This window comes from Agarivorans sp. (assembly GCF_050295395.1).
Taxonomy (GTDB): Bacteria; Pseudomonadota; Gammaproteobacteria; order Enterobacterales; family Celerinatantimonadaceae; genus Agarivorans.
In genome coordinates, this window is the sequence record NZ_JBNKPP010000007.1 from 1 (window position 1) to 13,132 (window position 13,132).

Annotated in this window: 15 protein-coding genes; all 15 read right to left on the reverse strand. The window is 45.1% G+C overall.

Annotated elements, in window-relative coordinates; translation table 11 throughout:
- Positions 1 to 53: 53 nt before the first annotated feature.
- The gene (gene ccmB / locus ACQY6Q_RS00290; RefSeq protein WP_157051647.1) at positions 54 to 719 is read right to left on the reverse strand and encodes a heme exporter protein CcmB; all 666 of its coding nucleotides are present in this window, start codon (positions 717 to 719) and stop codon (positions 54 to 56) included.
- On the reverse strand, positions 719 to 1,354 hold the full coding sequence (ccmA, locus tag ACQY6Q_RS00295; RefSeq protein WP_427976502.1) for a cytochrome c biogenesis heme-transporting ATPase CcmA: 636 nt from the start codon (positions 1,352 to 1,354) through the stop codon (positions 719 to 721). The genes ccmB and ccmA overlap by 1 nt, the downstream gene beginning before the upstream one ends.
- 172 nt (positions 1,355 to 1,526) lie before the next feature.
- Positions 1,527 to 1,952: a DUF2802 domain-containing protein gene (locus ACQY6Q_RS00300; protein WP_427976505.1), complete on the reverse strand. Its 426-nt coding sequence runs from the start codon at positions 1,950 to 1,952 to the stop codon at positions 1,527 to 1,529.
- Entirely contained in the window at positions 1,953 to 2,441 is a 489-nt protein-coding gene (locus ACQY6Q_RS00305; protein ID WP_055732186.1) for a chemotaxis protein CheW, read from the reverse strand.
- Positions 2,442 to 2,578: 137 nt separating this feature from the next.
- Complete coding sequence (locus tag ACQY6Q_RS00310; RefSeq protein WP_427976507.1) at positions 2,579 to 3,385, reverse strand: chemotaxis protein CheW; 807 nt, start codon at positions 3,383 to 3,385, stop codon at positions 2,579 to 2,581.
- Positions 3,382 to 4,167, reverse strand: coding sequence for a ParA family protein (locus tag ACQY6Q_RS00315; RefSeq protein ID WP_427976509.1), 786 nt, complete (start codon positions 4,165 to 4,167; stop codon positions 3,382 to 3,384). Before ACQY6Q_RS00315 ends, ACQY6Q_RS00310 begins: the two co-directional genes overlap by 4 nt.
- A complete protein-coding gene (locus tag ACQY6Q_RS00320) occupies positions 4,167 to 5,075 on the reverse strand; it encodes a flagellar motor protein MotB (RefSeq protein WP_427976512.1) in 909 nt (302 codons plus the stop codon). The genes ACQY6Q_RS00315 and ACQY6Q_RS00320 overlap by 1 nt, the downstream gene beginning before the upstream one ends.
- 1 nt (position 5,076) lies before the next feature.
- Positions 5,077 to 5,823: a flagellar motor protein gene (locus ACQY6Q_RS00325; RefSeq protein WP_427976514.1), complete on the reverse strand. Its 747-nt coding sequence runs from the start codon at positions 5,821 to 5,823 to the stop codon at positions 5,077 to 5,079.
- Entirely contained in the window at positions 5,816 to 6,958 is a 1,143-nt protein-coding gene (locus tag ACQY6Q_RS00330) for a protein-glutamate methylesterase/protein-glutamine glutaminase (RefSeq protein WP_427976517.1), read from the reverse strand. The genes ACQY6Q_RS00325 and ACQY6Q_RS00330 overlap by 8 nt, the downstream gene beginning before the upstream one ends.
- Positions 6,959 to 6,982: 24 nt before the next feature.
- Positions 6,983 to 9,085 carry a chemotaxis protein CheA gene (locus ACQY6Q_RS00335; protein ID WP_427976520.1) on the reverse strand — a complete coding sequence of 701 codons (2,103 nt, stop codon included), beginning with the start codon at positions 9,083 to 9,085 and terminating at the stop codon, positions 6,983 to 6,985.
- An 11-nt stretch (positions 9,086 to 9,096) separates the two neighbouring features.
- Positions 9,097 to 9,837 carry a protein phosphatase CheZ gene (locus tag ACQY6Q_RS00340; RefSeq protein ID WP_427976522.1) on the reverse strand — a complete coding sequence of 247 codons (741 nt, stop codon included), beginning with the start codon at positions 9,835 to 9,837 and terminating at the stop codon, positions 9,097 to 9,099.
- Between the two features lie 13 nt (positions 9,838 to 9,850).
- Positions 9,851 to 10,234: a chemotaxis response regulator CheY gene (gene cheY / locus ACQY6Q_RS00345; RefSeq protein ID WP_055734955.1), complete on the reverse strand. Its 384-nt coding sequence runs from the start codon at positions 10,232 to 10,234 to the stop codon at positions 9,851 to 9,853.
- Between the two features lie 128 nt (positions 10,235 to 10,362).
- Entirely contained in the window at positions 10,363 to 11,082 is a 720-nt protein-coding gene (locus ACQY6Q_RS00350) for an RNA polymerase sigma factor FliA (protein WP_427976525.1), read from the reverse strand.
- On the reverse strand, positions 11,075 to 11,968 hold the full coding sequence (locus ACQY6Q_RS00355; protein ID WP_427976528.1) for a MinD/ParA family ATP-binding protein: 894 nt from the start codon (positions 11,966 to 11,968) through the stop codon (positions 11,075 to 11,077). Before ACQY6Q_RS00355 ends, ACQY6Q_RS00350 begins: the two co-directional genes overlap by 8 nt.
- Positions 11,958 to 13,132 (reverse strand): flagellar biosynthesis protein FlhF (gene flhF, locus ACQY6Q_RS00360; RefSeq protein WP_427976531.1); only part of this gene is annotated, 1,175 nt, incomplete at its 5' end. The genes ACQY6Q_RS00355 and flhF, both read right to left, overlap by 11 nt.

The window sequence follows — 13,132 nt, forward strand, 5'->3', positions numbered from 1 at the left end:
AGGGTGCAACCATTTCCACATTTGGCTTCCAACTCTCTCAGTTGTATTAAAAATTAATTAACGCTGACTCTTAGTGCCGCTGCCGTAGCAAAAGGCGCCAAAGTTAAGCTCACTAAACTAATCGCCCCCATGATCGCTAAATGGCCGCTATAGGGCAAGCTTAAAGAGGCCGCTTCAATGGTTGATGTCGCAAAAATTAATACTGGGATATACAAGGGTAAAATCAACAAACTCAGTAATACTCCCCCCTTGCGCAAGCCCACCGTTAGCGCCACACCAACAGAACCAATTAAACTCAATACCGGCGTGCCCAGTAACAAGGTATAAAAAGTCGCCTGATAACTGTGCCATTCCAAAGACAGTAATACTGCCAATAGCGGCGATAATAATAAGATGGGAAGCCCGGTAATTAACCAGTGGGCAATAATTTTAGCTAGGGCGATTAAACTCAAAGAGCAACCGCTTAGCATCATCTGCTCTAAAGACCCGTCGGCGAAATCGTCACGGAATAAGCGCTCTAAAGAGAGCAATGAGGAAAGTAACGCCGCCACCCATAATATACCTGGGGCTATTTTGGCTAACAACAAAGGCTCTGGCCCTACGGCGATGGGAAACAAAGTGATCACAATAACAATAAACCACAAGGGGTTTAATACGTCTGACTTTTGCCGAAATGCAGCCAGTAACTCCCGCTTAATCACCGCAATAAATGGCTGCATTATGCTTGTACCTCATAAGCAGGGGTAATACTTAAGCGTCGATACTGACTCGGCGCCAAAGACAACTCTTGGTGAGTAGTGAGTAATACCATTCCTCCAGCTTGGGCATGAGCTAGCATGACATTTTCCAGATAAGCAACGCCCTGTTTGTCTATGGCGGTAAAAGGCTCGTCGAGGATCCACAGTTTACGTTTAACCAACCACAGACGCGCCAATGCCACTCGGCGCTGTTGCCCCGCGGATAAATGCGCTACCGGCTCATCCTCAAGCCCCGCTAAACCTACTTTAGCTAATAGAGCATGTAACTCTGGCATCGTGACCTTTTCACCGGCTAAACCTAGATAAAAATGTAGATTCTCGATGGCGCTAAGCTCGGCCTTGACCCCGGAATGGTGGCCTAAATAAAGACATTGACGCTGATAGTTTTCTGCCACTTGGCTAATGTTATGGTCCTGCCAAGTAATACTGCCGTGTTCCGGCCTAGATAAACCGGCGACCAACCTTAATAGGCTAGTTTTACCCACTCCGTTGGGTCCGGCGAGCTGGAGTATTTCTCCACTTGATAGCGAAAAAGACAAGTTATCGAAAAGCACCCGCTCTTCTCTTACGCAACACAGACCACTAACTTTGAGCATTAATAAATCTTTGAAAAAACCTTGGCAGGGATGGTATCACAGCTAAAGCTTAAATCTAGCTGCCATAGAGGATTAAAAACCGAGTTTGAGAAGCGGATAAAGCTATCAAACTTAAGCATTAAAAAAACAAAACTCGCTTGGCAAATTCACAAGCGAGTCAATAATTGCTGACTTAACTAACCTGACCTTTCATTTTATTACGCAAGCTTAGTAGCAATTCAGCTTCAGCCTTGGGGAGTTCACATTCACGCATCACTTCATCAAGATCAGCGCCCAACTCAACCAACTTAACTGCGCGGGTATACAGCTTACTGTCTTGATCTTGAGACTGAATTTGCGAGGTACGTAAAAACACCTGTTCTACTTGCTCACTTTGTCTTTCCAGCTCTTGCACAAAAGACACATTAGCTTCATGAAGTTCTTCGAGCTGCCGTTCAACTAAACGATGAGACTGAAGCAAGTTTTTAGTTAATACTTCCAAGCTTTGTATCTTTTTCTGCCCCTGCTCAGACTGCTTTTTAGCCTGATGGCTAAACCAAGCAGCCCCAACCAAGCAAACTAAGGCGAGCCCTAGGGCAATAATACTAATCCAGTCCATTTATAACGAACTTAACTCATCCCACTCATCGTCGGAAAGTAGTTTGTTTAAGTCAACTAGGATCAACAATTGTCCATCACGGTTGCTCACACCTTGAATGAATTTAGCACTTTCTTCAGTACCCACATTCGGGGCGGTGTCAATTTCCGAAGATCGTAGGTACACCACTTCTGCGACGCTATCAACCAAAATACCAATCACTTGGGATTCGGCTTCAATGATAACAATTCGAGAGTTTTCGGTGATTTCTGCAGAGGGCAGACCAAAACGTGAACGGGTATCGATAACAGTAACAACGTTACCACGTAAATTAATAATGCCCAGTACATAATCGGGAGCGCCGGGTACCGGAGCAATTTCGGTATAACGCAACACTTCCTGTACCTGCATTACGTTAATACCATAAGTTTCATTTTCTAGCTGAAAAGTCACCCATTGAAGCACTTCGTCTTCGGCAATGTTTTCTGCGATGTTACGCTGCTCGCTCATCTGCATGTCCTTTTAGTGTTCTTGAGTCCAACCGGATCTCGCAACTTATACTCTTCAGTATATATCATATCTTATAAAACTAAATGGCGGATTTTCCTAGCCTTTCAAGACAAGAAGGCTATCCACCTCCCACTATTTTAGCGCCCTTCAATATCTACGCCATTACCCAACATGGCCTGCAGTTCTTCAACATGCAACAACGCGCACATTTTTTGTTTTACCATGCCTGCCAACCAAGGCCTTTTACCTGGTTGACTCCGCCATTTAACATCGTCTTTATTTAAACGCTCAGTACCTAATAGTTTTTCACAACTCAAGCCCCAAGGTGTTTCACCTAACATCACTAGGTATTTATAACTAGGCTCGAAGGGCTGACCTGGCATTACCCATTTAGCCGTGTCAACTACCGACAACTTTTGCTCGCGCTCTATCATGATGCCAGAGAACCAAGCTGGCTTACCAAATAGAGGGCTCACCTCAGTAATGCGATGAATACCGCCTAAATTGGTAAGGGGTACGCCAAAGGTGACGCCCGCTACTTCAAAGAATAGCACTTGAAACTCATTGTCAGTCTCAATATTTTTCCATTCGCTCGCACCACCTTGCTCAAGTGCTTGTTCCTCGAGCTGTGTCTCTAATTCCGGCTCAGCCAACGGAGCTTGCACTTCAGTAGATTCAGGCTCGGGAGCAGGCTCTGGTTCAGGAGCTTGCTCAGGTAGCTCTTTAATCGGTAACAATACGCTTTTGGCCTCAGCCTCTGCTACCGCAGCAATACGCTGCTCGGCTTCGGCAAATAAGGTGGCTAGCGGTTTAGTCTGTGGCACTACTGGGTGAGCGACTTCTACCTCAGGCGGCTTACTCGGTGCGACTGGCTCAGCAGACTCAGTCAACAATGAGTCAAAATATTCTCCCAGCGCTTGTTCCATCAATTTGTCGCTATTCATAACAGTCCCTGGTCATCTCTCATTTGCATGAGGTGAGCCAATAATGTTTGATAGGCAAACACACCTCGACAATTTTTCATATGATAAGACGGTGGAGTATGGCGCAAGCTGGCGTCGCGAAATTTAGTATCAATGGGAATCACTGAATTCCAAATATTATTCGGATACGTTTCTTGCAGCTCTTTTAATGCCGCTAAAGACGCACGAGTACGCTTATCGTACATCGTTGGCACAACGGTATAACGTAATCGTTCTGGACAAGATCGTTGCATGATAGCCAAGGTTTTGACCATTCTTTCCAAGCCTTTTATCGCCAAAAACTCGGTCTGCACAGGAACTAACACCCGGTCACTGGCAGCTAAGGCATTCACCATCATCACCCCCAGCACCGGTGGGCAATCGATCAAAACGTAATCGTAACGCTTTTCCACTCTCGCTAGAATACGCTTAAGAATTAACCCCATACCTTCTCGTTGGCCTAATACCTTATCGAGAGTGGCTAGAGCCATACTGGCTGGGATTAAGTCTAAATCATCAAAGGCGGTAGACTGAATGCTATGATTAACCATGGCATCATCTAATTGGCTGTTTTGATATAACTCATACAATGTACCTTGCACGCTATCAACATCAAAACCTAAATAGCTGGTTAACGAAGCGTGAGGGTCGGTGTCTAGCAACAACACGCGCTTTCCTTGTTGCGCTAACAGTCCGGCTAAAGAAATAACGGTGGTAGTTTTACCCACGCCACCTTTTTGATTTGCCACTGTCCAAACTTTCACTATGGTTCCTGCCTTGTTGTAAAACGCACTCCGCCGCCTTCTAAGGGTACTGCTAACATTGTCTCACTGTCGGGTTTTCGACGTGGTTTAGGTGCTGAAAACTTTGGTTCAGCCACTTGTTCCCTAGGTTTTTCTTGCCATAAGTTTTGCGACAGTGCTATCACAACCCTGCGCTTGGCATTATCGGTATCCTCATTAGCATATTCAGCATAAGCTTCTAAAGCCAATTGCGCAGGATTTACCCCTCTTGCCTGTAATTCTCTTAATACACGAGTGGCTCTAGCCGCGGAAAGCTCCCAGTTACTTGGATAAAGTGCACTGTCGATACTGTCTTCGTCAGTATAACCACGTACTCGAATATAGTTTTTTAACGGTCTTAACTGCTCGGCCAAGGTGTTAATTACTTGCTCTGCAGGCTTTAATAAATACGCACTACCCTTAGCAAAAAACAAACGGCTATCTAGCTCAATGGTTAGCCAATGTTGATCGTAACTTACGACTATATCGTCAGTTTTCAAAAAGTCTTTAAACTCCTTGGCCAAATGTTCTGCCAATTGGCCAAATTGGTCAGCCGGGAGGATGGCTTGTTCTTCAACAATCAAGGCTTCAGCTTGAGAATCAGGGTTTGCTCCTTGTTGCAAAACTGATTGGCCAAAAGCTTGCTCTGAACTGATAAGGCTAGCGTCATCACCATCTATAACAGCATCACCACTTAACTTTGCGTCAAATAAACTAATGGCCTGCTGCCAGCGTTGTTGTAATTCTGGATATTCTTGCTCGTTTGCCATTGCCATCGCATACAACACAACAAACAGGGCAAACATCAAGGTCATATAATCGGCATAAGAGACTAACCAACGCTCGGTACTGGCATTACGTTTAGCTTGGGTAGCATAACGGTGGCGCATATCAGCCCCTTTCCCAAGTAAAGCTAGCCAAGCGGCGCTGCACCTCTAAACTTCCTGCACCTTCTGCAATACAAACTAAACCGGTCAAGGTCATTTCTTGGTAAATGGCGCGCTCTCCAGCTAAAGCCCGTAACTTATTAGCTAAAGGCAAGAAGACAAAGTTAGCAAAGCCCACCCCATAAATAGTCGCCACAAAGGCCACCGCGATACCTTGGCCTAATTGCTCCGGGCTGGTAAGAAATGCCATGGCTTGAATTAAACCTAATACCGCACCTAAAATACCAACGGTAGGACAATAACCGCCCATGGTTTCAAATACACCAGCCTGTTTTTCCAAGCGATTTTGCTCTAAGTCCAATACATCTTCTAAAGACTGCTTTAGGTGCTGAGGCTCTGCGCCATCAATGAGCATCTCTAAACCTAGTAAACTAAATGGATCGGCAGCTTGGCGATGCTTTTGCAACACTAAATATCCATCTTTTCTAACCGTATGCGACCAGCTTAAAATGAGCTTAGATTGCCGAGAAAAATCGAAATTAGACTTTTGCCAAGCCTTTGGAATGGACTTAATCGCCAGCACGAACTGCTCGGCTGGCGTTTGCAACATAACGGCGCCGATGGTGCCACCAATAACAATAATAAAGGCATGTAAATTGACTAGATCACTAAGGCTACCGCCTGCCAAGGTATGGCCAAAGCCAACAGCAGAGAAAGCAAGTATAACCCCAGCGATGCTAAGTTTATCCATTCCCTATTTCCGCAATGATCGCTTCAGAAAAGCTATCTAAAGGCATCTGCTGTGATGCAAGACCTGCGCTAGCTACCGCCTGCGGCATACCGTAAACAACACAAGAAGCTTCATCTTGTGCCCAAATAGTCGACCCTTGTTCTTTGAGTAAACGACATCCGTCTCGGCCATCCGCTCCCATGCCAGTCAGGATCATCGCTAGTACATTTGATTGATGGCTTTTAGCCAGTGAAGCAAAAGTAATGTCCACACAAGGTTTATAGTTAACCTTGTCATTGCCATCGATCACTCTCAATCGGCCATATTGACCTCGCCCTTCAACCAACATTTGCTTGCCGCCGGGGGCCAAATACGCCCAACCGGGACGCAATTCATCACCATCTTCGGCTTGCTTAACGTTGATCCGCGATAAATTGTTCAAACGCTGAGCAAAAGCCGCCGTGAAAGTAGCTGGCATATGCTGAATTAACAAAATGGGCTTCGAAAAGCCCGCGGGTATTTGGGTTAAAATGGTTTGCAGAGCCACCGGACCGCCAGTAGAGGTACCAATGGCCACCAGCTTATAACGCTTACCAGAAGGTTTAAACTTAGCCCGCGGAGTCAATTTATCCGCTTCTTGGGCAACATTACCAATGGTTGATTTTAACGGCGTGCTGCTGCGCGCAGTACTTAGCGTAGATGATCGGGGACTTCGGGTGCTAGTCTGTGGGCTAATCGGCGCTCGCCGTACCATTACCCGCCGACGAGCTATCGCTTTAACGCGCTGTTGTAACAGGCTGACAGCCTCTTGTCTATCACGCGCAATGTCTTCAAACTTTTTAGGAATAAAATCAAGAGCACCGGCTTCTAATGCATCAAGAGTTGCCTTCGCACCTTCATGGGTGAGTGAAGAAAACATCAACACCGGTGTAGGATATTTGGCCATAATTTGCTTAACGGCTGTTATACCATCCATCACCGGCATTTCTATGTCCATTGTGATCACATCGGGTTTTAAGCGTGCGACCATTTCAACGGCTTCTTGCCCATTTTTTGCAGTATCAACAACCTCGAGTGAAGGGTCAGCGTTAATAATTTCGCTGACTCTTCGCCGAAAAAAACTCGAGTCATCAACAACTAATACTTTTATTGCCATGCTAAATTCTTCTTAAGATAACGCTTACATTTTTCGAGCGTAGCGTTTCAGTAAGCTGGGAATATCGAGTATTAGTGCAATTCGACCATCACTGGTAATTGTAGCTCCCGCCATACCGGGGGTGCCTTGTAACAACTGATCGAGAGCCTTAATCACCACTTCTTCTTGGCCAATTAAGTTATCTACAACAAAACCCACTTGCTGAGGACCAATTTGCACAACTACAACGTGCCCTTGTGATACTCGCTCACCAACTCGACCGTTACGATTCAACCAATCTTGCAAATAGAACAAAGGAATAGCTTTGTCGCGAACAATGACCGTTTCTTGACCATCAACCACATTGGTTTTAGTTAAATCTAAATTAAATATTTCGTTGACACTGGTTAGTGGTAAAGCAAAGGTTTGTTTACCCACATCCACCATTAAGGTCGGCAAAATAGCGAGGGTTAAAGGCACTTTAATTTGCAAAGTGGTTCCTTTACCCATAGCTGAGTCGATATCCACCGTACCATTTAACTGGGTAATGCTAGTTTTAACCACATCCATACCCACACCGCGGCCAGAAATATCAGAAATTTCTGTTTTAGTAGAAAAACCAGGCGCAAAAATCAAACTATAGGCATCTTTATCCGACATCCTCGCCGCCGCATCGGCATCTAATACACCGCGCGAAATAGCGATTGATTTTAACTTGTCGGCATTCATACCTGCCCCATCGTCTTCAATCATTAGCAAGATGTGGTCGCCTTCTTGAGAAGCCGATAAACGGATTACACCGGTTCTAGGTTTACCTGCTGCAACACGGTCATCGGGCATCTCAATACCATGGTCAACCGAGTTACGCACCAAGTGCACCAAAGGATCGGCTAAGGCTTCAACCAAGTTTTTATCTAAATCTGTATCTTCACCTACTAACTCAAGGTTAATGTCTTTCTTCAAGCTACGCGCTAAATCACGTACTACGCGAGGGAAGCGACCAAACACCTTCTTGATTGGCTGCATTCGCGTTTTCATTACAGCCCCTTGCAAATCGGCGGTCACAACATCCAAATTTGAAGTAGCTTTAGACATCTCTTCATCGTTACTGTTTAAACCGAGGCTGACTAAACGGTTACGAACCAATACCAGCTCACCCACCATATTCATGATTTCATCTAGTGTGCGTGTATCCACGCGCACCGTTGTTTCACCATGAGGGGCTGCTTGCTTAGCTGGGACCTTGGCCGGTTCGGCTTTGGCGGGTTCAGGTTTGGATGATGCTACCGGTGCTGATGCCGCTGGTTTAGCGTTTGAACTAGCGGCTACCGCGGGCTTAATCACTTCAGGTTTAGCCTCTGGAGCTTTACCAGCACCATGCAGTTGATCGAGTAAACGTTCGAATTCGTCGTCGTCAATTTCATCACTGTTTTTAGCCGCTGGCGGCTTATCGGCTTTAGCAGGGGGCTGAGGCGCAGCTCCTGGTGCTTTAGCACCATGAAGTTCGTCCAACAATTTCTCAAACTCTTCGTCTGAAATATCACCACTGTCGGTGTTACTGGCAGCGGCTGTTTCGCTAGGCTTTACAACAGAACTTGAGGCGGGGCTAGGCGCAGCGGTTCCATGCAACTCATCTAGTAAACGCTCAAATTCGTCATCAGTAATTTCATCAATATTCGATGAACTTGAAGCTTCATTAACTAGTTCTGGTTCAGGTTCAGGCTCAGGTTCTGGCTCAGCCACAACAGCATCGGCAGATGCCGGCTTAGCCAATTGGTGTAGGCGCTCAATAATTTCCGGCGAGGCAGGAGTTAGTTCTTCCCGGGCTTGAACCTGGGCAAACATCTCATTAACCGTATCTAGCGCTTCGAGAATCACGTCCATTAGTTCGGAAGAAACACGTCTTCCCCCGTTACGTAAAACATCAAATACATTCTCTGCGCCATGACAAACATCCACTAACTCAGTTAACGACAAGAAACCTGCACCACCTTTGACCGTATGGAAACCACGGAAAATGGCATTCAGCAAGTCACTATCATCTGGACGTTTTTCTAAATCAACCAGCTGCTCAGATAACTGCTCAAGGATCTCCGCCGCTTCAACGAGAAAGTCTTGTAAGATGTCTTCATCTACATCAAACGACATGCGCTACTCCCTTAAAATCCTAAACTAGACAATAAATCATCAACGTCATCCTGACCGTTAACCACATCGTCTCTTTGCTCTTTATTGATAATAGGCCCTTCGGCTTCTATCGCAGATTTATTCGGTTTTTTAGCACCGAGCGCTTCTGCTTTTTCATTACCAAATAAAGTGAGCATTTCAACTAAGCTTTCCTCAACCTCTTGAACCAAAGTGATCACTTTACGAATCATCTGCCCGGTGAGGTCTTGGAAGTCTTGGGCCATCAGTATTTCGGTTAACATACCTCTTAGTTTATCGGCATTAACTGAAGAACTGTTGAGGAAAATGTCGATTTGGTGACATAGCGCTTTAAACTGGCCGATCTCAATTCTTCTTTCCATCAAACTTTGCCATATTGGCATGATATTGTTGATTTCATTAGTTAATTCATCGGCAATGGGTAAGCCTGACTCTACCGCATCCATGGTTTTATTCGCCGCTTGGTCGGTCATTTCGATCACGTAGTTCAAACGCTCTTTTGCGTCTGGGATCTCTTGATTGGCTAACTCATTAATTCGAATATCGAGTTTAAACTCATTTAATGAATCATGAAGTTGACGGGTGAGCTGCCCAACCTTATCAAATAACAAATTGGCTTTAGGAGCACAAAGCTCACTCACAAGTTGATTCGCCTCGGCGACATGTCCTTCTTCAAGTAGCTCAACCAAATTTTTGGCGTCCGCTAATGAAATAATCGGAGTCTCTGTGCTCACGCAGCTTCCTTTATTATTGTAGTCTTTCGAAAATCTTATCTAACTTCTCTTTTAGAGTGGCAGCTGTAAACGGTTTAACGATATAACCATTCACGCCAGCTTGGGCTGCTTCAATAATTTGTTCGCGCTTAGCTTCTGCAGTTACCATCAACACAGGTAAATGCGCCAAGCTCTCATCTGCTCGAATATTTTTCAGCAAATCGATGCCTTCCATACCCGGCATATTCCAGTCAGTGACAACAAACTCGAAGTCACCTCCTTTAAGCATGGGTAACGCTGTATTACCGTCGTCGGCTTCATGCGTATTATTGAAACCAAGATCTCTTAGTAAGTTTTTAATAATCCTTCTCATTGTTGAAAAGTCGTCAACAACCAGAATTTTCATATTTTTATCCAAGGTACTTCCCCCAGCAGGATGTTTTTGCAAGCCTAAAGATAGGCTAAAACTTTATGTAATAAATATATTATGCCTTAATAAACACAATTTTAGTCCATCTTTTATCAGAATTGTAAGGATGAATTGCTCTATTGTGTCCAATCTCGCATTCGCGTTTTAACCCGCGCCAAGGCCTGACTATGAATTTGGCTCACTCTGGATTCGCTAACGCTCAAAACTTCGCCTATTTCTTTTAAGTTTAACTCTTCGTCATAATATAACGAGAGCACTAAGGCTTCTCGCTCTGGTAAACCTTTTATGCACTCGGCTAAAGATTGTTGAAAACGTTGATTAGCAAAGCCTTCAAAGGGGCGATTCTGCTCACGACTCTCTTCATTGGAAATAACGTCTTCGCTAACACCGAGATCGTCAATGCCAAGAATGCGGCCACAGTTAACATCGGCTAGCATCGCATGATACTCGCTTAAGCTAACCCCCAGTTGTTCTGCAACTTCGCTGTCTTTCGCATCAGCGTTTTTTTGTTTTTCTACGGCCGCGATGGCATCACTAATCGCACGGCTGTTTTTATGCACCGAACGCGGAACCCAATCGCCTCGACGAATTTCATCAAGCATCGCTCCGCGAATTCTGATCCCAGCATAGGTTTCAAAGCTAGCGCCTTTAGTACCATCGAAATTACGTGCCGCTTCAATCAGACCAATCATGCCCGATTGAATCAAGTCATCTACAAGCACGCTCGCTGGTAGCCGCGCCATCAGATGGTGGGCGATACGTTTAACCAAATTTGCGTGGCGCTCCACCAAAAGATTAGTGTCATTCGCGCTGGCATAAGCGGCAACTTTATTCACTAAGCTGTTCTCTATTCTTACGTTGTCCAAATTCGAGAAGATTCTCGATAAAAAATTCTAGATGGCCGCCAGCCTGCTCGGGTATTGGCCAAGTGCTAGCTTTGCTCGCTAACGAGCGAAACGCCAAAGAAGCAGGAGACTTAGGATAAGCTTCCACTACTACGCGCTGCTTTCTCACCGCTAAGCGCACATTATTGTCATAGGGAATACACGAGACTAACTCAAGTGTAGCATCGAGAAAACGGTCAGTAACTCGAGTCAATTTAGCGAACAGCTCTTGCCCTTCGCGCAAACTACGAACCATATTAGCGACGATTTTAAACTTATATACACCATGCTGATTAGATAACAACTTGATTAAAGCATACGCGTCAGTAATCGATGTAGGTTCATCACAAACCACCACTAAGATATCTTGCGAAGCTTTGGCAAAGCTCAACACCATATCAGAGATACCGGCAGCGGTATCAACCAACAGTATATCTATAGGGGTTTTCATGCTACTAAATGCCCGAATTAGCCCAACGTGCTCGGCGGGGCTTAACTCCACCATTGACTGGGTACCGGAAGTGGCTGGTGCAATTAAAATACCATTAGGCCCTTCTACCAACACCTCATCAAGAGTACATTCTCCGGAAAGCACATGAGATAAGTTTTTGGTTACCCGTAAACCTAGTAACACGTCGACATTTGCCAAACCCAAGTCGGCATCGAGAACCATCACTCGCTTACCTTGGGCAGCCATTGCTATTCCCATATTTAGGGTAACGTTAGTTTTACCTACGCCCCCTTTACCGCCGGTTACGGCAATCACTTTTACATTGTTTTTTTGTTGCATCATTCGTAAGCCGCTAGCCTGGTCAAAACCGTTGTTTTTAGAATACATCAGAAACCTTTTGTTGTTCGGTTTCACTAAACCAAAAATGTTGCTGTGTCTGCTTATCTACCACCGATAATGCCTGCTCGATCAATTTCTGTGGCTCAGCAACAGCAATATCTTCTGGCACTTGCTGCCCATGCGTAACGTAACTTATTGGCAAGGCATGACGCAAGGTCACATTTAACACTTCTCCCAATGCTAGACTCTCATCTAGTTTGGTAAGTATGGTACCAGCAAGAGGAATTCGCTGAAATTGATTCACAGTTTCTTCGATAACGCGACGCTGCGCATTGGCCGACATAACCAAATAATGACGGATCTTCACTCGGCTATTTTTAACCAATTTATCGAGCTGCTCATGTAAGCGCAGATCTCGCTGACTCATACCTGCGGTATCGATTAACACCAGCTTTTTATCTTTGAATTGATACAACAGTTGCGAAAGCTCTTCTTCATCATTGGCTATACGCACTGCACAACCCATGATTTTGCCGTAAGTCGCCAATTGTTCATGAGCGCCGATCCGATAAGTATCGGTGGTAATCATGGCAACACTTTCTGCGCCGTGGCGCATGGCAAACTGCGCAGCTAACTTCGCTATGGTCGTTGTTTTACCCACCCCAGTAGGCCCTAATAGAGCCACAGCACCACCTTTCAATAAGATCTCATCTTGACCAACTGGAAGCTGGTGCGACAATAATTCTTGGATATGCTGCCAGCCTTCTTGAACTCCAAGTTCTTCTGGGATGTATCCAGCCACTTGGTCGGCCATATCTTCATCAAAACCTAAGAGCTGTAATTGCCTAATTAGCATGGCTCTTACTGGTTCTTGGCGTTCAACTTCTTGCCACATCAAACCTGATACCTGATGCTCTAATAACTTACGCATCGCGGCCATTTCTTTCTTTAACTCACCCAGTTCGTTATTGGCTGGGACTTGGGAACTATTTAACTTGTTTGAACCTGCAATTTTATTAGCCCCCGACAATGCACCTTGAGGCTGTGACCAAGTTTGCTGTTGAGCTAAAGTTCTTGGCGCTTGAACGCTACGCGGACGTTGAGGCTGGTGAAGTTGAGTTTGTTGCAAATTCTCTTGTTGGCGCTTTTGATGGCGCTGCATAAAATTAGTTAAGTTATCTTTTAAACTGGCATTTTCGTCAAAATCATGAC